The following is a 26,361-nucleotide window of genomic DNA, read 5'->3' as shown; positions in this document are numbered from 1 at the left end:
CCGACGCTCACCGCCACGGATGCCGGCGGGAGCACTCGCCGTCATGGTCGGGCCGGAGCAGGCAGCGCCGGCCGCCGGAGAGGAGCCGGTCGCAGAAGACCCAGTGGCGTACGTTCTGGTCGTCCTCCGCCGAGACGGTGGTGCCGGCCGGTTCGGTCTGCGGCAGGACGTGCGTCCAGTGCGCCACCACCCGGGCGAGCCGCTGGGCGGAGACGATGTCGTTGGCGACCACCGGCAGGTGGATGACGAAACGCTCGCTCATCGGCCCCACTCCCGTTCGTTGCGGACGTGAGCCCGCTCGGACTGCAGGTGACACAGCGCGACCTTGATCCGACTGGTCTCCCGCCGGCTCTGCGCGAGCGCGTCGTAGACGGCGGCCAGGTCACCGGCGAGCCGGTCGAGGAACTCCTGCACCTCCTGCGGGTCGAGCCCGCGCCGGCCGAACTGCGTGGGCCGGAACCGCTGCTCGCGCACCTGCCAGGGCAGCAGCGGACGGCAGGCCGCCGAGCGGAGGCCGACCGGCCGAGCGACCGACCGGCGGCGATGCCGGATTCGGTGGAAGAAGACGCGCATGACGGGACCTGCCTCTCGTCGACATTGACCTGTGGAAGGGCGGGCCCACCGGCCCGCCGCGCACCGGCGGACCCACCCCGGCACCTGCCACCGCAGCTCCGATCGCCGTACGGCAGCAGGGCACACATAGCGGCTGAGCAGCAGAAACTCCACAGTGGCCGCGAACGCAGTCAAGCACCACGCCTGCCTTAATGCAACGTCTAACGAAACTAGCTCTATCTAGCTCTGACATTGGAAGGAGGACACACAGTGACGTGTCTATTGTTTCTGATACAAGATTGGCGTTTACTTAGACGGACGCGCGTCAACCATGACTGACCAGCGGAGGCTCGGGTGTCACAGGCGGTAACGGGTTCGACCATGCTCCGGCGGCAGCTCGGCAGGAAGCTCGAGGCGCTCCGCAAGGCGTCCGGGTTGACGATGGAGCAGGCAGCAGAGCAACTGGACCGGGCGCGAGCAACCCTCTACCGGATCGAGAACGGCGCGGAAAACGTCCGCTTCCGCGCTGCGGACGTCAGGGAGATGCTCACTCTCTACCGTGCGACCGACGACGACACCGACCTGGTCCTCGCGATGGCGGCGGCCACGCGAGAGAACAAGAACTGGTGGCACGACTACATCGGCTCCGGCCTGCCGCGCTGGTTTCAGCTCTACATCGGACTCGAAGCGGCAGCGTCAAGCATCCGCAAGTACCAACCCGAACTGGTCCCCGGCCTGCTTCAGACTCGCGCCTACGCGGAACAGGTCTTCCAGATGCCCGGCGGCTCCATCGATGCCGAAGATCACGAAGAACAGCAACGCGCCATCCAGCTCAGGACAGAGCGGCAAGGGCTACTCACCCGGTTCGCCGCACCGCAACTCAGCGTGATGATGAACGAGGCGGTGTTGCGCCGTCCGGTCGGCAGCGCCACGATCATGGTCGAGCAGCTTCACCAGATCCTGAAGGCTGCGGAGCTACCGAACGTGACCGTGCAGGTGCTGGAATTTTCTGCGGGGTTGCACGCCGGGGCGATGACCGGAGCCTTCTCGATCATGGACTTTCCCAAAGACAGCGGCGGCAAGGAGGTGGAGCCGCCGGTGACTTACCTTGAGGCAGCCACGGGCGCGATCTATCTCGACAAGCCACACGAGATCGCCGCCTACAACAACATCTGGGCCGACATGGCTGGCCGCGCGCTGAACGCGTCTCAGTCCAAGAACCTGATCCACCGGATCGCAGAGGAGTACTCCCGTGCCTGACCTGACCGATGCCGTCTGGCGCAAGTCCACCCGCAGCAACAACGGCGGCGACTGTGTCGAGGTCGCCGACAACATCCCTGGCGTTGTCGGGCTGCGCGACAGCAAGGATCCGTCCGGTCCTGTGCTGGCCTACAGCAGGATCGCCTGGGATGCCTTTGTCCAAGACGTCAAGGCACAGACGTTGAGCCGCTGACCAACGGTCGGAGCCGCCTCCGAGATATCTCGGAGGCGGCTGACTGATTTTCGCACCACTCGGATTGCCTTTTACACCCCTAATTCTGGTTGGCGCGGTCGATCGGCCGATGTGCGATCCACGCTGAACGATGATGATCGCCTCATGAGGCGACACCTGACTGCTTCGGCAATTGCGCTGACGATGCTTGCCGGTTGCGGCGCGAAAGAGAATCCGCAAGCTGCCGCAGACCCGACACCGTCGGTCGTTGCCACGTCGGCCAGCCCTTCGCCGTCGCCGTCGTACTCCCCCTCGCCGGCATCAAGCACGAGTCCGCCAGCACCGCCGAGCCCCACACCAGCGTGGGCTCCCTGCGATCTTTCGCTGAGCCACTGGGAAGGCGGGTGCGACGACGACTTCATCACTGGCGACACCTGTGACGCCTCGTACGCCTCCGATGCCCTACTTGACGTCTATATCGAGAACAAGGACTACGTCGACGCGAACCGACTCAAGGACTGCCCGCAGTTTCTGCCGACCTGGAAGAAGGCCCAGCACAGCATGGACGAAGGCAGCTTCGAGGTCGGGGCGGAGATCAAGCCGGGTACATACGAGACCACCGCGCACCTGACGAAGGGCAAGGTGACCGACTGCTACTGGGAGCGTGCCGGCTCCAACGGGCGGATCATCGCCAACAACTTCATCACTGCCGCCAAGAAGGTCCGAGTGACGATCCGGTCCTCAGACGAGATGTTCACCAGCCGCGGCTGCGGCAACTGGGTAAGGGTCTAAAGCATTCAGCCCTCAGCCCTGCGCCCTGGTCAAGACCCAGCCCGAGGGCTGCTCGTAGCTACAGGTCCGGCCCCGGCCCTCCACAGCACGAGACATGCGCGACCCAGGCAAATATCAGCGGCCAACCTTCGCGGTGGATCGCGTTGTAGCGGTGTCTACCTTCGATCAGCTGGTAGGGATGCCCACGCTCGTCAGGCTGGTGAATCAGGACAACTGCTGGCAGCGGCTCTCCCGCCCGCAGGGTTTCCCCGATGCTCTCCACCTTCATGTGTCCATCGACATCATCTGGGTCATCGATCAACTGGTTGGGATGTACTAGACGGGTGCGGACGTACTCCTTGCGCCAACATTCCAGGTGTTTGCTGACCTGGAAGCCATGATCGAGGTTGTCCACCGTGGAGCCGTGATCATGATCCGGCACCTCGTCGTTCAGGGCCGTCAGAGAAGCCCATCCATCGCCAACCATGGCCAAGATGGTAGTTGTTGCGCTGTGCCATGCAACACGCCGCCTGCGCTCTTCTCGACACCGCTCGATCGCCGGGTATCTTATCCGTCATGAGTCAATCCCACGATTTCACTCTCGATCAGGTGAACGCGGCAATCGATTTCGTAACCAAGAGTGGCGCCGAGGATCGGGGACAGACGATCTCGTACTCACGGGTCTTCGGTGCTGCTGGCCTCGCCGCCCCGCAGCACCTGCACATGGGCGGCGACTCCCACTTGGTCACCAAGTTCATGGAGTCCTTCCATAGGAACTGCCAGGAACGGCAACTACCGCCGCTTGACGCACTGGTTGTCCACGTCGCCGGCCCTCGGGCTGGTTTCCCTGGCGCTGGCTAATTTCGCGTCAATGGCAAAGCTGACCCGCTCGGAGAACGAGTTCCTGCCGAGGCCCAAGTCGCCAGCGTTCGGTTCTGGGAGGCGCAACGCGAAGAGTGCAGGCGGTGGGGAACCCTGAGCCGACGCGGGCACCAATTGGGCCGGTAACGCACAGCCGCGCCGCCTCCAAGTCGGCTTGGAGGCGGCGCTTATTGTCCTACACCTATTCCGACACGAGGATCAGGTCGAGTCCCTGATCTGGGTGGTAGGTCCATGATGCTCGGATCTTGCCCCATTGAGCTGTCTGCTTGCCATCGAGGGCGCGAGTGGACGACATCTCAGAGATGACATGGTCGGGGGTGTTCAACTCTTTCAACACGCATTCGATATTGGTGTAGGAGAGGCCGAAGCCTTCTTTGCCCGCGCCGTTGATGGTGAGGGAGCTTCCGCCGTCTCCGACGCTTGCATTAGCCGAGCTGAGTGAGCACTTATCCTTGGCAAGCACCAAGGCGGAGTCGCCCTTTTCCCCGCCCTCGCCGTCGTCGTTGGGGCGGAAGATCAAAGCGCCCACGCCGATGCCAGTGCAGAACAGGATGACACCTGCAACGACCGCAAGGCCGAGCTTCCACTTCCAATCCGGCCGGGCAGCAGGTGCGGGAGCAGGGGGTCCGCCAAGCGATTCGGCGAGCGCACCCAACTGCTCAGGACTCATCGACTTCATCTCGGCATCGCTGGGGTACGGGTCGCTCGCAGGCTCAGGGTTCAAGGGGCCCGAAGTCACTTGTCTTCCTCGCATGAAATAGCTGACCGGCTCTGCCGGCAGAGACTGGGATGTCGATTGCCGCCATCTACTCGGCGATGCCCACATCGAAACACCGCCCAAACCGCCCACTGCGGAACCGGCCGTCGCGAAGCGAATGTAGTTGCTTCCGGACCTCGCCACCAATCACTGTCGGGAGCCCGACAGCAACATGCCTCCCATGTCAGTTCTTGGAGTGCAGCCGATTCAATAGCCGACTGCATCTGAGCCACGCCCCGACCCAGCTCGGCGACCAGATCATGCCAGTTCGGGCACACCGCGCAGCAGCGTCAACGCCGAGCGGTCGGAACTGAGCTGCGACAACTCTGCGTCGATGAAGCCGGTGAAGAAGTTGGCAGGCGACCCGAAAAAGCCGGGCTTGTCGTCCGAGTGCCACTGGTGCAGCCACGGCTCGATTTCCGCCAGCCCCGCGAGCAGCGGCAACAGGCGGTGCGCCGGCCAGGCCTCCTGCGTCTTCCGGTCCAGGTAGACGGCGGCGAGCGCCTGCGCCTGCGCCAAGTGGTCCCACCCCGCCCAGCCGAGCAGTTCGCTGCCGTCGCTGTCCCGCCCCGCCCGTGGGTATGAGATGAACCGCTCCTTCACCACATCGAGCTTTCCGCGCGCCCGCCAGTACGACGGCCGGGCGAAGTCCGCTGAGGTGTACTTCGGTGGCACCTCGATCGTGACCTTCTCCCCCTCGTCCTCCCGGCGCTGCAACGCCCAGGTCCGCTCCCACTGCGCCCGCTTGCGCAGCCCGGCCGGCTTGTACCGCTGCGCCGGCAGATAAGGCACATACTCGTCGGCAACCAGTTGGCCCAGCGTTCGAGCCAGGTCGTAGGTGTCGTGTCCGACCCACAGGTCCAGCACCGCCCGGAAGTCCTGATCGGCGCCGATTCGGTCGGCGAGCTGCGCCACTGACAACGGAGCAGGCGTCCCACCCCACAGCTCGGGAGCTTCCAACCGGTCAAGCAGCCAGTCCCGCAGTGCGGCCGACTGCATCTTCTCCCACCCGTCCGTGGACCAGCGCCGCTTGCACTCCGGCCGCTCAATCAGCCCAAGGTGTCGGTTGGACCCGATGGCGGCGATCCGCCGCTCCACCAACGATCGGTACTCCGCCGGCCAGTGCGGCTGCGGCCGATCAATCGGCTTGGACCCGTGCCGGTTGAACCACTCGGTCTGGACCCCGCTGGTATGCAGCACGATCTCGAAGGCCCGCTCCCCCAACGCCAACTCCGGCGGGTCGGCGCTCGTCAGGTCATCGTCGATCAGCCCGTAGAGCCGGTAGACCTCCCAGTCCAACTCCTCCTGGAGCGCGATCATCCGCGCCCGGACAGAGTGGTACCCCGTCTCGGCCTCCGCGAGCCGCTGCCGGGTGGGCACCCCCGAGGCGGCAACCGCCGCCGGGGTCAGGCTGGACAGCCGCTGCGCCAGCCCATCCAAATCACGCGCCCTATCTAACGGGTACTCCCCCGGCAGCGGAAACTCTTGCAACTTCGTCCCGGTAAAGTCGTAGAATCGCTCCCAATCCTGGCTCTTGAAGCCTTCGTTGACGCCTTGACTACCCTTGTTGTGACATACCTGCTTAAGCCAAAAACAGGCGGTCGAGCTGTTTAATACACCAAGCAGCCGCACATATTCTTCCTCACCCGCAGTATCCGGCAGCTTAATTACCGGAGCAGCCCTATTGAAGATCTTCCTACCGCGGTCGATCGCGAAGCGATTATGCGTGGCAACAAAGGCGAAAGTGATCTTGATAGGAGCAACCCACCTTGCCGGGTGAAAATCGGAATACTCGAACCAGGCAAGACCGCGGTCCTCCTGCGCGCCGGAGAGCGCCTGCCGCTTCTTCAGAAGAATCCTATACAACCATAATAGGCGAGAACCAGCCTCCCCCACACAGGCATCGTCACCATCCCGTGAATACGGAAAGATGATCTGATCGCCATCATCGACCGCAAAGTCTTTGATCGCAGATCCGGCAATGAATGAGACAACCGCTGTGTCACCGTGAAGTCGGCGCCGGAGTGACGCCCCGACGAGATAGGCGTCGTCCAAACGAGTCTCGGCCACTAGTCCAATTGCTTGGGAGACAGCCTTCAGCTTCCTAACTGATCGCTCATCAATTAATTGTCTTGCCTCGACCGCCCCCGCACCCGAGAGGCTCCAGGGATGAGATCTGAGCTGACCATGAGCGAGGTCAGCGACTGTCACCCACTCGGATTCTGATCGCGGTTCATCGATCTGCCGCACTATGGCGGTCCATACCTTACCCTCGGCCGGGTTAACCGGTTCGTCGGGTTCGCCGCGCACGCTGAGGACGGTTCGAACTGTCAAAGGGCGGCGGCGGCTGTTGTTGCGACCAACGAGAATCACTGTGGGCGTGCCGTGGCCGGGGATAAAGGCGCCGGAAGCGTCGATCACCTCGGCTAGTTCAACTTCATGGGCAAAGTAATTCTCAATCAGCTTCTTTCCGAATTCGCGCTTCATGAAGGCGTTTCCAGTAATCTGGCCGGCGTAACCAGCACCCTCACCGTGCTCGTCTGAGCGCTTGGCCAGATCAAAGAAGCGCTTGGCGAACGGCACCGTCAGGGCGTACTGCCGGTGGCAGACGGTCGGGTAGGCGCTGCGGTAGAGCTGATTGCGAGCGCTGTCTGCAACGGTGATGTAGGGCGGGTTTCCGACAACCACCGTATACTGGTTTTCGGCCAGGTAGTCCTTCAGCAGGTCTTCGTCTTCGCTCTCGTACGCGAAGATCTCCCTCTGCTCCTCCGCCCCCGGTTTGTCGCTCTCCGCCGCCTGGCTCTCCAGCATCTTGAGGAGGTCGCCCTGCGCGCGGGACCTAAACGCTCCCCACGGCAGCAGCGAGTCCCCGGTGGCCACCCGGATCGGCCAGGCCGGGGTGCGTTCCAGCCTGGTCAACCCGCACACCTTCATGGCGGCAATCAGCAGCCGGAAGCGGGCGATCGCCACCGCGAAGGGGTTGATGTCGACGCCGGTCACCTGGCCGAGGGCCCGCTCGGCCAGGATCTTGACGTCGGTGGCGGGTTCCCGGTTCTGCCACTTGCGGAACAGCCGGTGGAACGCGCCGAGCAGGAAGTGGCCGGAGCCGCAGGTCGGGTCGATGACGCTGGTGGCGGGGAGGCCGAACTCCTTGACCGCCGGCTCGAACGTCCGGTCGAGGATGAACTCTTCCACGAACTCCGGGGTCTGCAACAGCGCGTACGTCTTCTTGGCGTGCGTCGACAGCTCCTGGTAGAGGTCGCCAAGGAAGCGGGTGTTCAGGTCGTCGCGGCGCAGCGACTCCTGGCCGGCTCCCCGGCGGAAGAAGTCGCTCAGGTCCTCGGCCACCGGGCCGGAGATGTCGAACCGCCACACGGGGTTGTGCTGGTCGAAGATCTTGCCGGTGGCCTTCAGGCCGCGCAGGTAGCGGAACCCCTCCCGCAGCCAGTCGCGGTCGTTGTTCCGAAAGTTCTTGATCAGGTACGCCTGCCGGTGCTGGACGGCCCGGTCGGCCGGCGCGGCCGGGTCGGCGCCACCGATCCAGAGGCCGTCGACCAGCTCGTTGTCCTCGCAGAACCGGACGAACACGCAGCCCAGCACCCAGGCCACCGCCGCCTGGTCGAGCATGTCGTCGAGCCAGGTCTCGAAGCTCGCCGCGACCCGCTCGGCGGACTTGGCCTGGTCGTGCTCCCGGCGCAGCTCCGCCCGCAGACCCGGTGCCTCCGCGACCTGCCCGCGCAGGTCATCCACGAGGGTCTTGACCTGCGCTTGAAGTGCCTTCAGCTCGATCACTGCTAGATCCTAAGGTCTGTCGTTCTCCCGACCGCTACTCCGAGTCGTCGTCGGCCACGCCTTCCAGGTTGTCGCCCAGCCGCACCCCGATTTGAGCGGCAAAGACCCGCAGTCGTTTGCCCAGGTATGCGGTCCGATCCTCAACGAACAGGTCACCGCGCCCCTCGTTCAACCGGAACCACGCCGCCCTCGGGATGCCGTGGCTGTCCAAGATTTCCTGCGCCCCCGCTGATCCGAGGACGGTGCCGTCGAAGAACCCACGCTGGATCAACGGCAAATCGAGCAATGACCTTTCCACGCCGTAACCGGCGATGGTGGGGAGGATGAGCCGGTTGGCAGGCCGGGAGTCCCCTGAGACGACCGGCCGGTAAGCCTGGGTTGCCCCTGCCGCGAGCAACTGAACGACATCGAACTCCTGGCCGAGGACATCACGTCGCTTAGGCAACTCCCCAGCCTCCCAGGCCACATATGCCAGGGTGCGGGCACTGTTGAGGTTGAAGGCATCCGGCATGGGCTGAACTGCGGCCAGGTCGAGCGCGAGTGTCCCGCGGTTCTCCGCGAACTCGCGCATCTCACGCAATGCCGACTTTAGCGTCGTGGAGTTTGCGCCGGCGAACGAACCGGACCAGGACGTCACCCAGAACCAACGCCGCAGCTCCTCTAACTGCTCGCGGCTCGGATTGCGGCAGCGGTGGAAAAACTTGGTGAGCACCACGAGTTGGTGTGCGTACGGGAGAAGCCTGGCAAGCTGAAGGCCGGCGTACTTGAGGAAGGTCACTGCCTCGTGCACCGCCCGTTCAGCGTCCGGGACCGCGTTGACCAGCTTGTTCTGGAGCCGGACGGCGACCGATTCCCACCTCGGCGTCATGACGTCCGGCTCGTCGGCCACGGCCAGCACTGCCCGGAAGATAGCCAGTCGAGGCAGCTCTCCGAACCCGGTCGTGGCGACCGACTCCACGATGGCGTCGATCCGACTGGCCAGGGTCGGTAGACCCGGCCGATGGGTGAGTGCGGAGATCATCTGGTCGGCTTCCATCCGCACGCCCTTGCGATTGAGCCTGGTGTAGACCTCCACCGCCTGGTCCAGGTCACCACCCTGAAGCCGGATCACCGACAGCTTGCAAGTCTTCAGGCGTTGGGCGACCCGGTCCGCCTCCCGGACCAACTGCTCCGCACGGTCCCGCCCGACCCGCAGTTCGAGGCCCCTGGAGAAGGCGAGGAAGTCGAGCGTGTCGGCTACCGCCCGCACCGGTAGAAAGTGGTCCGGGGCAGGGACCGGCGGACTGCCTGCGGCACGGTGGTGCCGGTAGCGCTCAGCGTCGCTCCGTGGCGTTAGATCGCGATAGACCCGCCACTTCCACTCTCGCTGGTCGTCTGCGCGTGGTGGACGACCGAGCCGCCTCAGCACGCCGAACAGGGTGGACAGCCTCTGGTGACCGTCGAGCACATAGGAAGCAGTGCGACTTGAGGGCGCTTCCGGCACTGGAATGTCGCCAACCTCGATGAGCGACGGAACCTTGTCGGCCGTCTCCCACACGAGGATGCTGCCGATGGGATATCCCCGCTCAATGCTGTCGAACAGGTCGAGCATCTGCTCCGGTCGCCAGACGAAGGGCCGCTGGAACGCGGGCACCCTGAGCACACCGCGGGCAATATCCTCCAGGATCTGATCCAGATGCAGGACCACGGGTTCCAGTCGGCTTTCGGCCCGATCGCTCAACATGGCACCCAGTGTCCTACAGAATTCCGTGGATCATCGCGAGCACCTGCCGCAGTTCGGCGACGACATCGGGCCCCAACTCGTGGAAGTCGGCTTCGGACAACGCCATGCCGTCAGGCATCAGCGGCGAAGGCATCTTTCCCTTTTCGCCTATAAAGTGAATTTTGAGGTGTCGGTAGCCACGCTGCTGCGGGATCCACTCACGGAGGTCCTTGATCTTGGCTGCCTTGTACGGGAAGTGCCGCTCCCACACCCGGAACGGCACGTAGTTCTCCACCATCCGCCAGGTGAGCATGTGGACGTGCGGCACCCCGCCCCGCCTGGCCTTTTGCACTTTTTGATCATTTGGGCTGGGCGTGGCAGCATCGGGACGGTCACTGTCGATGAGCATTGCCACCCGGACGATCAGCGAGAAGTCGCGACACTCGTCAACTGCCAACTCCGCCATCTGCCCGGTGCCGCCACTGTGGCAAAACTTGAGCCACCGCTTCCTGAGTGCGTGCACCACGCGCTCGTCTCTGAGTGCGGTTGCCATCGCCTGTACGAACCCGCCATCGCCGATCCTGTTCTCGACCACCAGGACAGCCGGCTTACCCAGGTCTTCAGCGGCCGGCCCCACGTTGGCCGGAGTTACCCTGACCGGCCGCGCACCGCCCGATGGCGGAAACGCCGATCCGCCGCGATCGGCAGCCGCCTCCATCGTTTTCCGCGCCCAGAGCTTCAGGTCCGGTGCCTTGACCTTCGCGGCGTACAAGGACGCCACGAACGACTCGGCCCGCATCGCGTCCGACTTGGAGGGCAGCCAGTCGTGGCGGCCACGGGCGACCAGCTTGAAGATCTCGATCACCGGGAGGTGGTCGCTGCCGTCGAAGACCTCGACGTCGATGTCAAGAAGCATTGTCGAGCCGCTCCATCTGCGCCGTCGTGAGTGCCCGCACCTCGTGGTAGTCCTGCGAGAAGTAGCCGTCCGGCCAGCTGTCGTCGAGATTTCCCAGCTCGTCGATGTCGACGTGGCGCACCACGGACGCGCCGTCGCGCTGTTCCACGACGTAAACCTTGACCATGTCTGCCGTAAATTCGTTGTCAGCCTCGGCGATGCGTCGGCGTAGCCGCAGCAGCAGGGTCTCGCTGTGCGTCTCGACGAGGAACTGGGTCTTCGTCGCCAGAGCGGTTTTCAGGTAGATGTCAGCGAGCTCGGCGTGCGCGGCCGGATGCAAGTGCATCTCCGGCTCCTCGACGATCTGCAAGGGCGCGCGCTCCGGCTCGCCGCGCAACTCGTCGAGGGCACACTGCACCAGGATGGGCAGCACCTGGGCCAGGCCAGTACCTGCGTCGGCCAGGTTCACTTGGACCTCGCTGCCTCGGCGGGTCAACACCGTCGACCAAAGGGGGCCAGCTGGTATCTCCGCGACCCGCCAGTCCGGCACGATCGACGCCAACAACTCGTTGACCCGCTTGACCAGCACCCCACCTGCCCGCTTGGAATCGTCGGCGAGGATGCCCGACATCCCTTCGCCCTGCACGCCCAGCAGAGCCGGTGCCCCCAGGGGCAGCCGGTGGTGCCGCGCGATCCGCTCCCTGTACGGGCTTAGATACCGAATCGGCCCTGGGCTCAGGTCGAGGTTGCCGACGTCCTGCAGTCCTCGTACGGCGGTCAGGTCGGGCACCAACCCACGGAAGCCGACCCGTTGAACGACAGGAGGCTTCCAGGCCCGCCGGATCTCGTACTCCAGCTCCTCTCCGCGCCGGATCTGCGGCAGGGGCGTGACCGAGATCCCGTCAATGTCTGGCGTCTCGTGGCGACCTGCTCCCACCAGCCGAGACGAGACGAGCATGGCCTTGAACTGCGGGGACATGAGATCCAGGCTCGACACCACCGCGCTGTTGATGCTGTCCACGTACTGGACCTCGGCCTCAAGGGCGAACGGTGAGATGCCCGCCACCGTCAACCCGATTTTGATCGGCCGGCCGGTCAGATGGTCGTGGAACAGCTCGCGAAAGTCATCCACGATGTCCGGGCCGAGCCGGTCCAGATCGAGCGGAGCCGTACTGGTGGTGTCGAAGCCAGTGGCGATGACCAGCGGGGCCCGTGCCAACACGCTCTTGCCGGAGTTGTTCTTGCCGAGCACCACCGTCACCGGGGCCAGCTCGATCTCCTGACGCTCCCGGAAGCAGCGATAGTTCTCAAGCACGATCTTGCTGAGGGGCATTCGCATGTTTCTAGCAGGACTTCTGGGCAGGAAAGGCCCCCGAGGCTGTCAGAAACACGACATACCACCCCTCGAACCGAGCCTGATATCGGATCAGCGAGAAATTGATATCCTCGTTCGGTTGCTACCAGGCGAGGAGGCCCACATGTCCCGAACCATCATCGACATCGACGACGAACTGCTCGAGGAAGCAGCGAAGATCTTCGGTACCACTACCAAAAAGGCCACCGTCAACGCCGCTCTGAAGGCAGCCGTCGATCGGGAGAAGCGGCGGGAGTTCGCCGACTGGCTCAAGAGCGGCGGTCTCCCCGGCCTCACCGGGCAGCGTGCGGCAGCGCCGGACGCTGCGTGAGCCGGGAGTTCTACCTCCTCGACAAATCCGCTCTCGCTCGCTGGTCCAAGCCCGTGATCGCACCGGTGCTTGACGAGTTGTCCGACCGGGGCCTGCTGGCGGTGTGCGGCGCAATCGAGATCGAGGTGATCCAGAGCGCCCAGACGGCGAAGGACGCTCAGCGCGCCCGCTGGCTGCTCGGCGGATTCCACTGGCTGGCCATGCCTGACGAGATCTGGGACCGGGCGATCGACGTCCAGGTGCGGGCGCTACACAAGGGCAACCACCGTGCGCTGTCCATGGCCGACCTGCTGATCGCCGCGACCGCCGAGCGCCACGGGGCCACCGTGCTGCACTACGACGGCGACTACGACATGATCACCGCGATCACCGGGCAGCCCACCACGTGGGTGGTGCCCGGCGGGACCGCGGACTGATCAGCGCGTTTTCGACCGCTCTTCGCCGGCCGCCTCGATCCACTCGTCGGCGAGCCAGAGCGACTGACTGGCCGGGGAAGTCAGCGGTAACTGCACCCCGTCCAGCACCGCCGGCTCCGGCCGCCACGCCGGGACCAGCAGCAGCCGGGCCGCCGGCCGGGGCCGGGTCGGGTCCGCCAACTCCTGGAGCAGCCCGAGCTGACCGTAGCGGGCCAGCGGCGCGGCCTCCGTGATCAGCACCGGCCCGTCGGCGGCGGCGATGGCCGCGCCTACCGCCGGCACCACCTGGTGCCGGAACAGGTCCAGCAGACTGCGGAAGTCCGCGTCCAGCGGCGAGCCGTTGTCGGCCGCCACGATCGCCTCCCACGGGACGCCCAACGCGCGCAGCCGCTCCAGCAGGATCGCCGTGACGTCCACCTCGGTCAACGGCAGCCGGGCCAGCAACGCCCGCCGGGCCGGGCCGAGCCGGCGCAGCGGCGCCAGCAACGCCAGGAACGCCCGCCGCTCGATCGCCGAGGCGAGCCGGTCAGCCGCCTCGTCGGCCGCGCTGAGCCCGAGCAACGGCACGTGCGTGGTGTTCATCCGGGTGCCGGTCACCGACGTCAGGAAGACCGGCGGCCCGTACACCTGGTCGTTCGCATGCCAGGTCAACGGGACCTCGGCCGCCGCGAGCAGGTCGGTCAGGTCGGGCCGGTCGGGTGCCCGTTCCGCCCGGGGGAAGCGGCTGTGCACCCTGTCGCGGATCCGTGCGGCGCTGAGCCGCTGGCCGATCAGGCTGCCCACGGACAGCCGCAGCGCCCGCTTCGCCGGCATGTTGACCGGGTATAGCTGGCCCTGCGCGTTGACGTCGACCCGGTCGTTGCTGCCGGCCGCCGCGAGCTGCAACAGCCGCAGGTCGGTCACCGCCGGCATCCCGGCGGGGGCCGGCAGCCGGCGCAGCTCCTCCACGGCGCGTTGTCGGGTCGGCAGCGGGTCGGCGGCGGCCAGCTCGGCGGCTCGGCCGCCCAGCTCCACCACGTACGCGAGGAAGTCGGCGGCCGTGACGTCGGACGCCGGGTCGTCCGGCTCCCGGCCGACCAGGACAGTGTTCGAGGCGCGGAAGCGGTGGATGGCCACCCGGGCGTCCCCGCCGGTGCTCAGCTCGGCCTCGACGGCGGCGCGCACCAGCCCGATCGCCTGCGGCAGCCGCTTCGGCCCGGAGGTGTACGAGCCGCGCGCGGCGATCAACGCCTGGGCCAGCTCCTCGGCGGACATCACCGCGCCCCGGGTCTCGAGCAGCGCCACGAGTTCGTTGCGCACCGCCGCCAGCGCCGGCAGGCCCAGCCAGAACCGGGCCTGCGCGCCGAGCAGCTTGGAGATCTGCGGCTGGGTCCGGTCGGTGGCCCGGGCGGCTTCCGCCTGCGCCGGCCAGCGCAGGAAGACGCCGTCGCCGGTGGGCACCTGCCCCAGCAGCACGGCCAGCGCCCGGTGGTTGCGTGACGTCGCGGCGGGCAGCAGCACCTCGCAGAGCGCCTCGACTCCCTGGGCCGCCGGCTGGTCCTCGGTGGGTGCCGGCTCGCTGTCGTCGGGCAGCACGGCGCGCAGCGCCCGCGCCTGGGCGAGGATCTCCTTGCGGGTGGCGTCGGGCACCCCCTTCGCCCGGGTCAGCGCCGACGGCTCCGCGTCCAGCAGGTCGCCGACGGTGTGCAGGCCGAGCCGTTCCAGCGCCGAGCGTGCCCGGGCGGTCAGCTCGGTGACCTCCAGCGGCGATTCCCTGGTCAGCCCCACCGTCGCCGGCACCGGGCCGATCGGGGTCACGGCCGGCTGCGGGACCTGCTGGAAGATGGCCCGCCAGGCGTCGGTCATCTCGTCGACGGTGTCGAACCGGGCCGCCGCGTCCCGGGCCAGCGCCCGGCGGAAGAACTCCACCAGCCGGTCGGCGACCGCCGGATCGAACGCCGCCGGATCGAGGGTCACCTCGTCGCTGACAGCCACCGGGTTGGCATTGTCCCCCCAGCGGGGCAGGGCGCCGGTCGCCATCTCGTAGAGCACCACGGCCGCGGCGAACCGCTCGGCCGCCGCGTCGTAACGCAGCCGCCGCGCGGAGCCGAGGAACGGGTCGAGGTAGCCGACCGTGCCCGCGCCGAGCTGGTCGGCCGGCGTCGACGACAACGAGAAGTCGAAGACACACAGGTGCGGCTGCTTGTCCTTGGGGCGGGGACGTGCTGCCAGGTTGGCCGGCTTCAAATCCCGGTGCCAGACGCCCTGGCCGTCCAGGTAGTTGACGATGTCGAGCAAGTCGCGCCCGTACCGCTCCAGCAGGTCCAGCGCGAGCCGGCCCCCGCGGAGCTCCTCGGCGAGCGTCAGCGCCCCGGCGCTCTCCATCAGCAGGGCCGTCCGGCCGCCGACCCGCACCGGGCCGTCCACCAGCGCCGCCACCTGGGGATGCTTCAACCCCGCGAGGGTACGCGCCTCAGCGGTCAGCCGTTCCTCGTGCTGCTCGTCGCGGGCCACCTTCAGGACCAACTCACGGGACACTGCAACGCCCCCGGTGACGAGCAGGGCGACCGCCGTGGCACCGGAGCCGAGCCGGTCCTTCACCTCCAGTCCCCCGTCGAGCAGGTCGCCCCGGTGCGCGGAGAGCGGATCGGCCACCGGCTCGGGCTCCGGCGCGGTCAGCTCGTTCCACACCTCCTCCAGGTCTTTGCGGAACTTCGAGACGCTGGGCGTCCGGGCTGCCGGGTCGCCCCGGGTCGCGTCGTAGACCAGCTTGACCAGCTCGAACGGCATGCCGTCGACGGCCGCGTCCAGGTGCAGGCCGCTGTCGCGGACCGCGTTGACCAGTTCCTCCGGCGTGGCGGCCGGTGCCGCCCCGGCGAAGATCCGGTACGCCAGCGCGCCGAGCGCGAAGACGTCGAGCTGGTGGCCCGGCAGCAGGGTGGCGCCCCCCGCCTCCGGTGCCTGATAGCGGCGGACCTCGTCGTCGAAGAACAGCTCCAGGCTCGCCGGGTCGCTCGACGGGCCCAGCCGGGTCAGGTGGCTGGTGCCGGCCAACCGCCCGCCGGTCTGCCAGTCGGTCACCACCAGCGTCGGGCGCGGCCCGTCCGGTTCCCCGACGTAGACGGCCCGGGGCGAGAGGGCCCGGTGAGCCAGCCGGCGTGAGTGCGCGTAGTCGATGATCTCCGCAAGGTCCTGTACCAGTTGCAGACGTTGGGCCAGGGTCAACGCGTTGCCGCGCCGAAGCAGCCACTGATCGAGGCGTACCCATTCCTGCTGGTGGTCGAAGACGACCGCCGGGCCCCAGGGGTGCTCGACCAGGTCGTGCGCCCGGGCCACCCCGGGGTGGTGGATGCCCTGCAGCAGGCGGAACTCCCGCTCCGCCGCCCTGCGGATGGCCGGCACCTCGTGCTCGGCGGCCCGGCTGGTCAGGTAGAAGCGCACCCGTCGCACCAGCGCGGTGTCCAGCGCGTGGCCGGCGAGGAAGTCCTGCCAGCCGAGCCCTTCAGCGAACGGCTTCGGGTGCAGCAGCAGTTGCCCGACCTTGCGGTCCGCCACCGACGGCCGGATCTTGGCCCCGCGCACCAGCTCGACGATCTGCCGAGCCCGCGCCGCGTCCACCAGGTGGTCGGCGTTACGCGGCAGCGCGAGCAGGAACCTCTTCAAGCTGGGCAGGTTGGATTCCGCCTCGTGCCCGTCCAGCCCGTGGACGTGCTGGCCGCCGATCGCGTCCAGCTCCGCCCGCATCGCCCGGGCATGCAGGAACACCGCCGCACCGACGTAGGGCGCCTCGTCCTGCCGTCCGTGCTGCTTGGCGTAGTAACGGATCAGGCTGGCCAGCCGCTTCGCCTTCCGGTTGGCCAGGATGTACGGATTGTCCTCGGGGGTGAGTCGGGAGTTCGGTGCCCGGCGCACCCACTGGGTTCCGTCCCCGCTGATCTCGCCCTGCCAGTGCTTCAACTCCAGCACGTGCAACCCGCTGGGCGTGAGCACCAGCGCATCGACCTCGTTGATCGAGCCGTCGACGCCCACGAACTCGACGTTGGCCCAGACGTGGTACGGGTCGGCGTCCGGCAGGTAGCCGGCCAGCTCGCGCAGCCCGTCCTGCTCCCGGAGGTGGGCACTAGCGTTGATCTGCTCCCAGCGCGGTGAATCCTCACGCATCAGGCCGAATCCTCCACCCCGGCCGTCGGTACCCCGGCTCAGCCTCCGCACTTTACCCGCCCCGCAGCGGATCCTTGGACCCCCGACCCGCCCCCTCCTCGTCCCCCTCCCACCGCGCAAATACGAGGCCGGTCGGCATCGCGCCGCGCAGACCGGAGTCCTGCGCAAGGTGCAGTTTCACGGAATCTGTGGCATTGGAGCGCGTCATGGCCACGAATTCAGTGAAACTGCACCTTCGTACGACTGCGCGCGGGGCGGCATGCGCGGGCACGATCTCGCGCGCCGCCGTCACCCGACGAGTGCGCCCCTACTCGCGGAGACCCTGCTCTGCCGCGACGGCCACCGACCGCTGGTGCGGCGGCGCGGCCGGGCCCGCCAACTCCCCGCTCAGGTTGCGCCACAGGAACTCCAACGTCAGCGCCCAGACGAAGGCGCGCTGCGCGCTGTTCGCCGCCGCGCCGTGTCCGCCCTCGACGTTCTCGTAGTACGCCACCTCGTGCCCGTGCTCGCGCAGCCGGGCCGCCATCTTGCGGGCGTGCCCCGGATGCACCCGGTCGTCCCGGGTCGAGGTGACGAACAGGGCCGGCGGATACGGCTGGTCGCTGCGGATGGTGTGGTAGGGCGAGTACCGGCTCAGGTAGGCCCAGTCGGCCGGCTCGTCCGGGTCGCCGTACTCGGCCATCCACGAGGCGCCGGCCAGCAGCCGGTGGTAGCGCCGCATATCCAGCAGCGGGACGTGTGCGACGACCGCCCCGAACAGCTCCGGGTAGCGGGTCAGCATCACCCCCGTCAGCAGGCCGCCGTTGCTGCCGCCCTCGATGCCGAGTCGCGCCGGCGTGGTGATCCCCCGGGCGACCAGGTCGGCCGCCACCGCCGCGAAGTCCTCGTACGCCCTGGGCCGGTCCTCCCGGAGCGCGGCCCGGTGCCACGCGGGGCCGTACTCGCCGCCGCCCCGGATGTTCGCCACCACGTAGGTGCCGCCCCTGGCCAGCCACCCCCGGCCGATGATGCCGCTGTAGTGCGGGGTCAGGGAGATCTCGAAGCCGCCATACCCGGTGAGCAGGGTCGGCCCACCGGTCGCGTCGGGGTCGCCCACCACGAAGTACGGCACCCGCGTCCCGTCCGCCGAGGTGGCGAAGAACTGCCGTTCCGCCAGGGTCTCCCCGTCGAAGAACGTCGGCGCCCGCTTGAGCGTCTCGACCGTGCCACCGACCTGTCCGAGCCGCAGGGTCGCCGGTTCCCGGAACCCCTCGGACGCGAGCAAAAAGTCGTCGCCGGTGTCGCGGTCGGTCTCCACCACCCGGCTGTGGCCGGACTCGGGTACGCCCGGCAGCGGCTCCCGCCGCCATCCCGTCGCGTCGGGGGTCAGCACCTCCAGCCGGCTCCGCACGTCCGCGAGGGTGGCCAGGATGAGATGGTTGCGGGTCCACGCGTGGTAGCCCAGCGCGGTGCGGTCGTCCGGCCTGAACAGCACCGCCAGGTCCCGCCCACCGGCGAGGAACTCGTCGAACCGGGCCGCCAGCAGCGCGCCCGCCGGATGGGTGACGCCCTCGACCGTCCACGGCGAGCGCAGCCCGATCAACAGCCACTCCCGGTGCACGTCCCACCGGGCGTCGTCCGGCACGTCGATCCGCAGCCGCTCGCCCTCCCGCGTCAGCAGGTGGCTCTCCCTGCGGTAGAAGTCCAGTTCCCGGACCAGGAAGGTGCGCTCGAACCCGGGCGTACAGTCGTACGAGGCGTAGGCGTCCATGTCGTCCACCTGCCCCTCGAAGACGATCTCGGCGGCCGACAGCGGCGTGCCCCGCCGCCACCGCTTGACCACCCGGGGATAGCCGGAGGTGGTCAGCGATCCGGGCCCGAAGTCGGTGGCCACGTAGATGTGATCGGCGTCGATCCAGCAGACCGTGCTCTTGGCCTCGGCAAGCGTGAAGCCGTCCTCGACGAAGGTGCGGCCGACCAGGTCGAACTCGCGCACCACGACCGCGTCGGAGCCGCCTCGGGACAGGCTGACCAGGCAGCGCTCGTATCCGGGGCGCAGCACCGTCACACCGTCCCAGACCCAGTTCTCGCCCTCCTCGGCGGCCAACGCGTCGAGGTCGAGCAGCACGTCCCACTCGGGCTCGGGCCGGCGGTACTGGTCGAGGGTGGTCCGCCGCCACATCCCCCGCGGATGCGTCGCGTCGGTCCAGAAGTCGTAGTAGAGGCGGTCCCCACGCCACCCGGGGTAGGGGATGCGGTTGTCAGAGTCGAGCACCTGCCGGATCTCGGCCCGCAGGGCGGCGAACCGCTCGTCCCCGGTCAGCGCGGCCAGGGTCTCCGCGTTGCGGTCCCGCACCCATCCGGCGGCGTCCGGACCGTCGAGGTCCTCCAGCCAGAGGTACGGGTCGTCATGCTCATCAATCAGCCTCGCCACGTTGCCACTATCCCCGACGGCGTCAACCCGGCCGGAGAACCGGGCCACCGGCAAGGGCATGCTCCGGTTTTGACGGGGTATGCCCGTAAACATGAGGGCGAGTTTCCGGATCGGCCGAGTCGCGGGCGTGCCGGTCGGGGTCAACTGGAGCGTCCTGGTCATCTTCCTGCTGATCGCCTGGGGGCTGTCGGCCAACCAGTTCCCCCGGTCGTACCCGGACCGGCCGACCTGGGAGTACGTGCTCGCCGGGCTGAGCGCCGCAGTGGTCTTCTTCCTCGGGCTGCTGGCCCACGAGGTCTCGCACGCCGTGGTGGCCAAGCGCAACGGCATCGAGGTGGAGGGGATCACCCTGTGGCTCTTCGGCGGGGTGGCCGAGCTGCGCGGGGAGGCCCGCGACCCCGGGGCGGAGCTGCGCATCGCGGGGGTCGGGCCGCTGGTCAGCCTGATCATCGGCGTCTTCTTCGGCGGCATCGCGGTGCTGCTCGCCCTGGCCGGGGTGCACGGGCTGTGGTTGGGGGCGCTGGCCTGGCTGGCCGGCATCAACATCCTGCTGGCGGTCTTCAACGCGCTGCCGGCCGCCCCGCTGGACGGGGGCCGGCTGCTGCGGGCCGCCGTGTGGAAGGCCACCGGCGACCGGACGAGGGCGTCCGTGGTGGCGGCGCGGGCCGGCCGGATCCTCGGCGTGCTGCTGATCGGGCTGGGCCTGTGGCAGTTCCTGCGCGGTGCGGGCTTCGGCGGGCTCTGGCTGGCGCTGATCGGCTGGTTCCTGATCGGGGCCGCCGGCATGGAGGAACGGCAGGCCCGGACAGGCAGCGCGCTGCGCGGGGTGCGGGTGGCGGACGTGATGACCCCGCAGCCGCAGACCGCGTCGGCCGAGATGACCGTGGCCGACTTCGTCGACCACTACCTCTTCGCGTACCGGCACTCGGCGCTGCCGCTCACCGAGGACGGCCGGCCCGTCGGCCTGGTCACCCTCGACCGGGTACGCGGCGTCCCGGCCGACCGGCGGGCCGCGACCACGTTGGCCGAGGTGGCCTGCCGGGCCGACCAGCTCGTGTTGGCCTCCCCGGACGAGCAGCTCACCGACCTGCTCCCCCGGCTCAGCGGGTGCACCGACGGCCGGGCGCTGGTGGTGACCGACCAGCGGCTGGTCGGCATCGTCTCGCCCAGCGACATCAGCCGGGCGGTGCAGCGCGGCAGCCTCCGCGACCAGGTAGCGGCCGGCCGGCACTAAGCCCCCTTGATCGTTTGCTGTGCACCGGCACCCGCTCCGGCGTGTCGTGCCGCTCAGGCGCAGACGATCAAGGGGGCCGGTGGGTCAGCGGGGGAAGTGGTGGTCCAGCAACTCGGTGCGGAATTTTCCCGTTGGGTCCAGGGTGTGCAGGAGGGTCAGGAAGTCGGCGTGCCGGGGGTACGCGGCGGCGACCGCCGTCGGGTCCAGCGTGAACACCTTGCCCCAGTGTGGTCGGGGCGCGAACGGGGTCAACCTCTGTTCCACCTCGGCCAGCACGGGGGTCACCGCGTCGGCGTCGGCGGTCCAGGTGAAGTGCACGGCGAGGCTGTCCCGCTCGTACTGCGGGCTCAGCCACAGCTCGTCGGCGGCGACCGTACGCAGCTCGCAGACCTGGAGCACGGCGGCGATCCGGTCCGCCACCGGATCGAGGGCGGCCAGCGCGTCCGCCGCCGTCGCCCGGGGCAGGTGGTACTCCGACTGGAGCTCGTCGCCGCTGCTCGGGGTGAACCCGAGCCGGAAGTGCGGCAGCCGCTCGTGCCACGGGCCGGGCTCGCCGAGCTGGGCCGTGCAGTTGTCCGCCGCCATCCCGGGCACCGGGTGCACCGGCCCAGCCGCCGCCGTGGTGCCCAGCCAGTCGGCCTCCGGCGGCGGGACGTCGGCGAGCTGCTTGCGCCACACCTGCCCGATCCGGTCGCCGCGCCAGTCGGTGAAGAGGCTGACGCTGTACGCCGAGGCGAACGCCTCGTCCAGGGCCACGCGGGGCAGGCCGAGCCGGACGTACTGCCGTATCTCGAAGGCGGGCAGCACGTCCAGGGTGACCCGGGTGACCACGCCCAGCGCGCCGAGGGCGACCACCATCCCGGCGAACCGGTCGCCGTCGGCGTCCCGGCGCACGGTCAGCAGGTCCCCGTCGGCGGTGACCAGCTCCAGGGCGGCCACGGCGGTGGCCAGGTTGCCGATCCCGACGCCCGAGCCGTGGGTGGCGGTGGCCACCGCGCCGGCCACCGAGATGTGCGGCAGCGACGCCATCGTCGGCAGGGCGTACCCGGCGGCGTGCAGCCGGATGGCCAGGTCGCCGTAGCGCACGGCGGCGGCCACCGTGACCGTGCGGCGCTCCCGGTCCACCTCGACGGTGGGCGGCAGGCCGGCCAGCGACACCAGGTCGCCGGTGGTGTCGCCGAGCCGGTTGAACGAGTGCCCGGTGCCGACCGCCCGGACCCGGTCGCTGCCGGCGACCAGCCGGCGCAGCTCGTCCACCCCGGACGGGCGGTGCCGCCGGGCTGCGGCGTACCGGACGTTGCCGGCCCAGTTGCGCTCCGGCACGCCCGGTGCCCGGTCGGCGGGCCCCGCCCCGGGCACACCGACGCCCCCGCGTGGTTCCCGCTCCCCTGCGTCCACGTCGCACTCCCGTCGGTCGAGTCGCACTCGATCGTCATCCACCACCTGGGGCGGCATCGTCATCCACCACCTGGATGGCTCGGCACGATCCTGCGCGCCCCGCACCCCGCGCCCCGCCCGCTGAGGCCCGGCCCGACCACGCCGAACGAGGGCTCGGGCGGGCGCCAGGACTCAGAGCTGCGGCATGACCTCGGCGGCGACCAGCTCGACGTGGTCCAGGTCGGCCAGGTCGAGGACCTGGAGGTAGATCCGCTCGCTGCCGATCTCGGCGTACCGGCCGATCCGGTCGACGATCTCGGCCGGGGTGCCGGCGAGGCCGTTCTCGCGCAGCTCCGCCGGCTCCCGGCCGATCACCTCGGCCCGCCGTCGTACCTCCGCCTCGTCCCGGCCACAGCACAGCACCAGCGCGTTCGACCAGCGCATCCCGGCCGGGTCCCGGCCGATGTCGGCGCAGGCGGCCCGGACCCGGTCGAACTGGGCCACCGAGTCGGCGACGGAGACGAACGGCAGGTTGAACTCGTCGGCGTAGCGGGCCGCGAGGCGGGGCGTGCGCTTCGGCCCCATGCCGCCGAGCAGGATCGGCGGGCGCGGCTGCTGCACCGGCTTGGGCAGCGCCGGCGAGCCGGTCACCGGGTAGTGGCGGCCCGCGAAGTCGAACGTCTCGCCGGTCGGCGTCTCCCAAAGCCCGGTGATGACCGCGAGCTGCTCCTCCAGCCGGTCGAACCGTTCGCCCACCGAGGGGAACGGGATGCCGTACGCGGAGTGCTCGTCGGCGAACCAGCCGGCCCCGATGCCCAGCTCCACCCGGCCGCCGCTCATCTGGTCGACCTGGGCGACGCCGATCGCCAGCGGGCCGGGCAGCCGGAACGTGGCCGCCGTCATCAGGGTGCCGAGCCGGATCCGGGAGGTCTCCCGGGCCAGCCCGGCCAGCGTGATCCAGGCGTCCGTCGGGCCCGGGTCGCCGCTCACCGCGCCCATCTTCAGGTAGTGGTCGGACCGGAAGAACGCGCCGTAGCCGGCGTCCTCGGCGCAGCGGGCCACGGCGAGCAGCTGGTCGTAGCTGGCCCCCTGCTGGGGTTCGGTGAAGATCCGCAGTTCCATGCCCCGAGCATAGGGAGCCCACCGGGCCCCCGCCGCGAAAGGAAGGCCCCGGGGTCGCAGCCGGCCCCCGCCGGGGAGTACCGGTCAGGGTTGGCCGAGGCCTGCCTCGCGGGCCCGCTGGATCGCCTGGCTGCGGTCGGCGACCTGGAGCTTGCCGAGCACGTTGGACAGGTGGTTGCGGACGGTCTTCGGGCTCAGCGTCAGCCGGCGGGCGATCACCACGTTGCTCAGCCCCTGCGCGACCAGGTCCAGCACCTCGCGTTCCCGGTCGGTCAGCTCGGGGAACGGCGCCGGCCCGCCGGCCCGCCCGCCGGCGAGGAAGCCGATCGCCCGGCTGGCGATCACCGGCCCGAGCAGCACCTCGCCGTTGGCGACCGCGCGGATGGCCCGTTCCACCTCGCCCGGCGCGGCGCCCTTGAGCAGGTACCCCCGCGCCCCGGCGCGCAGCGCGGCGAACACCGAGTCGTCGTCGTCCAGCATCGTCACCACCAGCACCCCGATCCCCGGGTGCCGGGCGACGATCTCCCGGGTGGCCTCCACGCCGGACCGCCCGCCGAGATGCAGGTCCATGATGATCACCTCGGGCCGGGTGCGGTCGGCGAGCCGGACCGCCTCGTCGGCGTCCGCGGCCTCGCCGACCACCTCCAGTCCCGGCGTGGACGCCAGCAGCGCCGTCATGCCGAGCCGGAACACGGGATGGTCGTCGACCACCGCCAGCCGGATCACCGCCGCGCCACCGACCACCGCTCCGTCACCCGTCACCGCCGCACCGCCAGGGCTCGTCCCGCCACCGTCCACCGCATCGTCACCGGTCACCGCCGCACCGCCAGGGCTCGTCCCGTCCGCGTCCCCGGCACCGTACCGGCCTCCGCCGGCACCCCCCACGGCTGCCGCTGGCCCGTCGACGGCTCGGCCGGGGCGGGGTCGGCGGCCGACGGCCCCGGGTCGGGGTCGACCGGGGCCCACCCGCGCTGGGCGGGGACGGCCGGCGGCCGGTCGCCGTCGACCGGCCGCAGGCGGTCGGCGGACACCCGGACGGTGACCTCGGTGCCGCCGTCGGGCGCCGGGCCGATCACGCACACCCCGCCGATGCCCTCGGCCCGCTCCCGCATGGAGAGCATGCCGACCCCGGCCGGCGTGCCGACCACGACGCCCCGGCCCGGGTCGGTCACCCGGACGGTGAGCCCGTCCGGATCCCGCTCGACCGCCACCCGGCAGGTCGGTGCGCCGGAGTGCCGTTGGGCGTTGCGGACCGCCTCGGAGACGATCCCGTACACGGCGGTGGCGACCGGCTCGGGCAACGGCAGCGGCAGCGCCTCGACCAGCACGGTCAGCCCCGAGCCGTCGTACCGTTGGGCCAGCTCGTGCAGGGCGGGGACCAGGCCGCGTTCGCCGAGGACCGGCGGCAGCAGCCCCCGGGCCAGGTCGCGGACCTGCTCGACCCGCTGGTCCGTCTCGTCGCGCAGCCGGTCCAGCAGCCGCCCGGCCGCGCCCGGGTCGGTGCCCAGCAGGTTGCGGGCCGCCTGGAGGCCGAGCGCCACCCCGGCCAGGGCGGGACCGAGCCCGTCATGCAGGTCCCGGCGCAGCTTGCGGCGTTCCGAGTCGCGGGCCTCGGCCAGCCGGGCCCGGGAGGTGACCAGCGCCCGGCTGGTCGCGGCGAGGCTGGCCGCCGAGGCGACCACCGGCACCAGGTCGACCAGCGCCGAGCGGGTACGCCCGTCCAGCCGCTCGCCGGCCCGGGCCCACGCGGTCAGCCGCCCCACCTCCCGCCCACCCCGGCGCAGCGGCAGCACCAGCGGCTCCCCCACCGGCCCGGCGGACGCGCAGTGGGCGGTGCACGGGTCCGGGCCGTCCACCTCGATGCCGCAGGCGCCCAACCGCAGCGACTCGGTGAGACTCCGCGCCACCCCGGTCAGTACGTCGGTCGGGTCCTCGCTCGCGCTGATCCGGTCGCCGACGCCCCGGACCACACCGATCGGTTCCGCCGCCGCGCCGTGGATCAGCCGGTCCACCCGCCGCTGCACCCACCACCGGCCCGGCTGCACGGCGGCCGCGACCAGGGCGGTGACCAGCACCCCGGGGACCGCCCGGCTGGCCGGGAGCAGCGCGTCCAGCGTGGTCACCCCGCCGACGTACGCGGCGACCAGCAGGAAGGTCAGCAGGAACCAGACCAGCGTGCGGCGGACCGCGATCTCGATCCCCCACAGCCGCTGCCGCAGCACCACGGCCAGCACGGCAGCCGGGAAGAACGCCTGCGCGGCCAGCATGGCGATCGGCGGCAGCCACTCCGCCCCCGCGCCCACCCAGCCGGCGGGCAGGGCGATCGGGGCGAAGCTCACGGCGAGCAGCACCGTGCCGACCGCGAGCCAGCCCAGGCCGACCCGCTCGGCGACCGGCGAGACCCGCCGCCGCCACAGCAGCCCGGCGGCGGCGACGAGCCCGAGCAGCGGCACCAGGGCCGTGAGCCCAGGCTGCACCCGGGCGACGAACTCGGCCCAGTCCGCGCTGCGGATCGCCAACGGCGCCCCGGACGGGGCGCCGCCCAGCCCGGGGAAGGTCAGCTGGAACAGCTCGGTCGTGGCGACCACCGCGACGCCGGCCGCCACCGCCAACCGGGGGCCCAGCGTGAGCCGGCTCTCCCGGACCAGCCAGGGCAGCACCACGATCAGTGACAGCATCCCCGGCACCCAGCCCCAGTGCCGGGCCGAGGTCAGCAGCGTGACCTCGGGCAGCTGGGGATACACCCGGAGCAGGTCGAGGTACTGGGCACCCAGGGCAGCGATCCCCCCGCCGACCCCGGTGACCGCCAGCAGCCAGGCCACCGGGTGACTGCGGCGCAGCAGGATCAGCCATCCGGTCGTGCCGTACACCGCGCAGTCGGTGTAGTCGACGAGGAAGTAGAGCTGGGACAGCCCCCACGGGCGGTGGGCGAGCGCCCAGCAGAGCGTCGTGGCGGCGAGCAGCAGCACGCAGCCGACCAGCACTGTCCAGGCGGCGACCGGTCGGCGGGGGTCGTCACCGGCGTTCGGGGCGATCAGCGCGCGCGGCGCCGGGTCGACCAGCATGGCGTGATCCTGTCAGTCGGGGCGTCGGTTGCCGAGACCCCGGCGCTGCGCAGCGGGTGTCGGTCCGGCGACAGTCGCGCGGAGCCGGCCGGGACGGGGTACGGCCACGGGTGGGGACACGGGCGC

The 26,361-nt window shown here is 69.6% G+C and carries 20 protein-coding genes; 6 read left to right on the top strand and 14 right to left on the bottom strand.

Annotation, left to right across the window (positions count from 1 at the left end; genetic code table 11):
* Nucleotides 1-7: 7 nt before the first annotated feature.
* Together OG559_RS19180 and OG559_RS19175 are read right to left on the bottom strand one after the other, a co-directional pair.
* Nucleotides 8-262 carry a hypothetical protein gene (locus tag OG559_RS19180; RefSeq protein WP_405105599.1) on the bottom strand — a complete coding sequence of 85 codons (255 nt, stop codon included), beginning with the start codon at nt 260-262 and terminating at the stop codon, nt 8-10.
* The gene (locus OG559_RS19175) at nt 259-573 is read right to left on the bottom strand and encodes a DivIVA domain-containing protein (protein WP_405105597.1); all 315 of its coding nucleotides are present in this window, start codon (nt 571-573) and stop codon (nt 259-261) included. The genes OG559_RS19180 and OG559_RS19175 overlap by 4 nt, the downstream gene beginning before the upstream one ends.
* A 360-nt stretch (nt 574-933) precedes the next feature.
* Between OG559_RS19175 and OG559_RS19170 the strand changes: the two genes are divergently transcribed.
* The 3 genes from OG559_RS19170 to OG559_RS19160 all read left to right on the top strand — a co-directional run bounded on the left by OG559_RS19170 (nt 934) and on the right by OG559_RS19160 (nt 2,776).
* Nucleotides 934-1,812 (top strand): helix-turn-helix domain-containing protein, encoded by an 879-nt coding sequence (locus OG559_RS19170; RefSeq protein WP_405116795.1) that lies wholly within the window; start codon nt 934-936, stop codon nt 1,810-1,812.
* Nucleotides 1,805-2,005, top strand: coding sequence for a DUF397 domain-containing protein (locus OG559_RS19165; protein WP_405105595.1), 201 nt, complete (start codon nt 1,805-1,807; stop codon nt 2,003-2,005). The genes OG559_RS19170 and OG559_RS19165 overlap by 8 nt, the downstream gene beginning before the upstream one ends.
* A gap of 144 nt (nt 2,006-2,149) precedes the next feature.
* Nucleotides 2,150-2,776 (top strand): hypothetical protein, encoded by a 627-nt coding sequence (locus OG559_RS19160; protein ID WP_405105593.1) that lies wholly within the window; start codon nt 2,150-2,152, stop codon nt 2,774-2,776.
* A gap of 58 nt (nt 2,777-2,834) precedes the next feature.
* On the opposite strand, the gene OG559_RS19155 is transcribed toward OG559_RS19160, so the two are convergent.
* From OG559_RS19155 to OG559_RS19130, 6 genes are all read right to left on the bottom strand, one after another.
* Nucleotides 2,835-3,242, bottom strand: coding sequence for a hypothetical protein (locus tag OG559_RS19155; protein WP_405105591.1), 408 nt, complete (start codon nt 3,240-3,242; stop codon nt 2,835-2,837).
* A gap of 576 nt (nt 3,243-3,818) precedes the next feature.
* Nucleotides 3,819-4,307 carry a hypothetical protein gene (locus OG559_RS19150; protein WP_405105589.1) on the bottom strand — a complete coding sequence of 163 codons (489 nt, stop codon included), beginning with the start codon at nt 4,305-4,307 and terminating at the stop codon, nt 3,819-3,821.
* A 345-nt stretch (nt 4,308-4,652) separates the two neighbouring features.
* Complete coding sequence (pglX, locus tag OG559_RS19145) at nt 4,653-8,186, bottom strand: BREX-2 system adenine-specific DNA-methyltransferase PglX (RefSeq protein ID WP_405105587.1); 3,534 nt, start codon at nt 8,184-8,186, stop codon at nt 4,653-4,655.
* A 34-nt stretch (nt 8,187-8,220) separates the two neighbouring features.
* Nucleotides 8,221-9,909 carry a DUF262 domain-containing protein gene (locus tag OG559_RS19140; protein ID WP_387024690.1) on the bottom strand — a complete coding sequence of 563 codons (1,689 nt, stop codon included), beginning with the start codon at nt 9,907-9,909 and terminating at the stop codon, nt 8,221-8,223.
* 13 nt (nt 9,910-9,922) lie between these two features.
* Nucleotides 9,923-10,804 carry a hypothetical protein gene (locus OG559_RS19135; RefSeq protein WP_405105585.1) on the bottom strand — a complete coding sequence of 294 codons (882 nt, stop codon included), beginning with the start codon at nt 10,802-10,804 and terminating at the stop codon, nt 9,923-9,925.
* Complete coding sequence (locus OG559_RS19130) at nt 10,794-12,116, bottom strand: DUF3696 domain-containing protein (RefSeq protein ID WP_405105583.1); 1,323 nt, start codon at nt 12,114-12,116, stop codon at nt 10,794-10,796. Before OG559_RS19130 ends, OG559_RS19135 begins: the two co-directional genes overlap by 11 nt.
* Nucleotides 12,117-12,261: 145 nt before the next feature.
* Between OG559_RS19130 and OG559_RS19125 the strand changes: the two genes are divergently transcribed.
* Entirely contained in the window at nt 12,262-12,468 is a 207-nt protein-coding gene (locus OG559_RS19125; RefSeq protein ID WP_387024696.1) for a type II toxin-antitoxin system VapB family antitoxin, read from the top strand.
* The gene (locus OG559_RS19120; protein WP_405105581.1) at nt 12,465-12,884 is read left to right on the top strand and encodes a PIN domain nuclease; all 420 of its coding nucleotides are present in this window, start codon (nt 12,465-12,467) and stop codon (nt 12,882-12,884) included. The genes OG559_RS19125 and OG559_RS19120 overlap by 4 nt, the downstream gene beginning before the upstream one ends.
* Here OG559_RS19120 and pglW read toward each other — a convergent pair whose 3' ends face one another.
* Complete coding sequence (gene pglW, locus OG559_RS19115) at nt 12,885-17,024, bottom strand: BREX system serine/threonine kinase PglW (protein WP_405105579.1); 4,140 nt, start codon at nt 17,022-17,024, stop codon at nt 12,885-12,887.
* Nucleotides 17,025-17,331: 307 nt separating this feature from the next.
* Nucleotides 17,332-19,437, bottom strand: a complete 2,106-nt coding sequence (locus OG559_RS19110) for a prolyl oligopeptidase family protein (RefSeq protein ID WP_405105577.1) — start codon at nt 19,435-19,437, stop codon at nt 17,332-17,334.
* Between the two features lie 91 nt (nt 19,438-19,528).
* On the opposite strand from OG559_RS19110, the gene OG559_RS19105 reads away from it, so the two are divergent.
* On the top strand, nt 19,529-20,671 hold the full coding sequence (locus OG559_RS19105) for a site-2 protease family protein (protein WP_405105575.1): 1,143 nt from the start codon (nt 19,529-19,531) through the stop codon (nt 20,669-20,671).
* 84 nt (nt 20,672-20,755) lie between these two features.
* Here OG559_RS19105 and OG559_RS19100 read toward each other — a convergent pair whose 3' ends face one another.
* The 4 genes from OG559_RS19100 to OG559_RS19085 form a co-directional block, all read right to left on the bottom strand.
* The gene (locus OG559_RS19100; RefSeq protein WP_405116793.1) at nt 20,756-21,994 is read right to left on the bottom strand and encodes an FAD-binding protein; all 1,239 of its coding nucleotides are present in this window, start codon (nt 21,992-21,994) and stop codon (nt 20,756-20,758) included.
* Between the two features lie 246 nt (nt 21,995-22,240).
* Complete coding sequence (locus tag OG559_RS19095; RefSeq protein WP_405105573.1) at nt 22,241-23,170, bottom strand: LLM class F420-dependent oxidoreductase; 930 nt, start codon at nt 23,168-23,170, stop codon at nt 22,241-22,243.
* An 84-nt stretch (nt 23,171-23,254) separates the two neighbouring features.
* Nucleotides 23,255-23,986, bottom strand: a complete 732-nt coding sequence (locus OG559_RS19090) for a response regulator (protein WP_405105571.1) — start codon at nt 23,984-23,986, stop codon at nt 23,255-23,257.
* Nucleotides 23,983-26,235: a histidine kinase gene (locus tag OG559_RS19085; protein WP_405105568.1), complete on the bottom strand. Its 2,253-nt coding sequence runs from the start codon at nt 26,233-26,235 to the stop codon at nt 23,983-23,985. The genes OG559_RS19090 and OG559_RS19085 overlap by 4 nt, the downstream gene beginning before the upstream one ends.
* Nucleotides 26,236-26,361: the final 126 nt, after the last annotated feature.

Source organism: Micromonospora sp. NBC_01405 (genome assembly GCF_045040155.1).
Lineage (GTDB): Bacteria > Actinomycetota > Actinomycetes > Mycobacteriales > Micromonosporaceae > Micromonospora.
The sequence above is the reverse complement of the archived record's forward strand: the minus strand, read 5'-3'. Positions and strand labels throughout refer to the sequence as shown.

Excerpts from the sequence above, each read along its gene's own strand:
- OG559_RS19155 (WP_405105591.1), bottom strand. The coding sequence starts at position 3,242 with ATGGTTGGCGATGGATGGGCTTCTCTGACGGCCCTGAACGACGAGGTG.
- OG559_RS19085 (WP_405105568.1), bottom strand. The coding sequence starts at position 26,235 with ATGCTGGTCGACCCGGCGCCGCGCGCGCTGATCGCCCCGAACGCCGGT.
- OG559_RS19150 (WP_405105589.1), bottom strand. The coding sequence starts at position 4,307 with ATGAGTCCTGAGCAGTTGGGTGCGCTCGCCGAATCGCTTGGCGGACCC.
- OG559_RS19175 (WP_405105597.1), bottom strand. The coding sequence starts at position 573 with ATGCGCGTCTTCTTCCACCGAATCCGGCATCGCCGCCGGTCGGTCGCT.
- OG559_RS19105 (WP_405105575.1), top strand. The coding sequence starts at position 19,529 with ATGAGGGCGAGTTTCCGGATCGGCCGAGTCGCGGGCGTGCCGGTCGGG.
- OG559_RS19140 (WP_387024690.1), bottom strand. The coding sequence starts at position 9,909 with ATGTTGAGCGATCGGGCCGAAAGCCGACTGGAACCCGTGGTCCTGCAT.
- pglW (WP_405105579.1), bottom strand. The coding sequence starts at position 17,024 with ATGCGTGAGGATTCACCGCGCTGGGAGCAGATCAACGCTAGTGCCCAC.
- OG559_RS19130 (WP_405105583.1), bottom strand. The coding sequence starts at position 12,116 with ATGCCCCTCAGCAAGATCGTGCTTGAGAACTATCGCTGCTTCCGGGAG.
- OG559_RS19095 (WP_405105573.1), bottom strand. The coding sequence starts at position 23,170 with ATGGAACTGCGGATCTTCACCGAACCCCAGCAGGGGGCCAGCTACGAC.
- OG559_RS19125 (WP_387024696.1), top strand. The coding sequence starts at position 12,262 with ATGTCCCGAACCATCATCGACATCGACGACGAACTGCTCGAGGAAGCA.
- OG559_RS19135 (WP_405105585.1), bottom strand. The coding sequence starts at position 10,804 with ATGCTTCTTGACATCGACGTCGAGGTCTTCGACGGCAGCGACCACCTC.
- OG559_RS19170 (WP_405116795.1), top strand. The coding sequence starts at position 934 with ATGCTCCGGCGGCAGCTCGGCAGGAAGCTCGAGGCGCTCCGCAAGGCG.
- OG559_RS19160 (WP_405105593.1), top strand. The coding sequence starts at position 2,150 with ATGAGGCGACACCTGACTGCTTCGGCAATTGCGCTGACGATGCTTGCC.
- OG559_RS19180 (WP_405105599.1), bottom strand. The coding sequence starts at position 262 with ATGAGCGAGCGTTTCGTCATCCACCTGCCGGTGGTCGCCAACGACATC.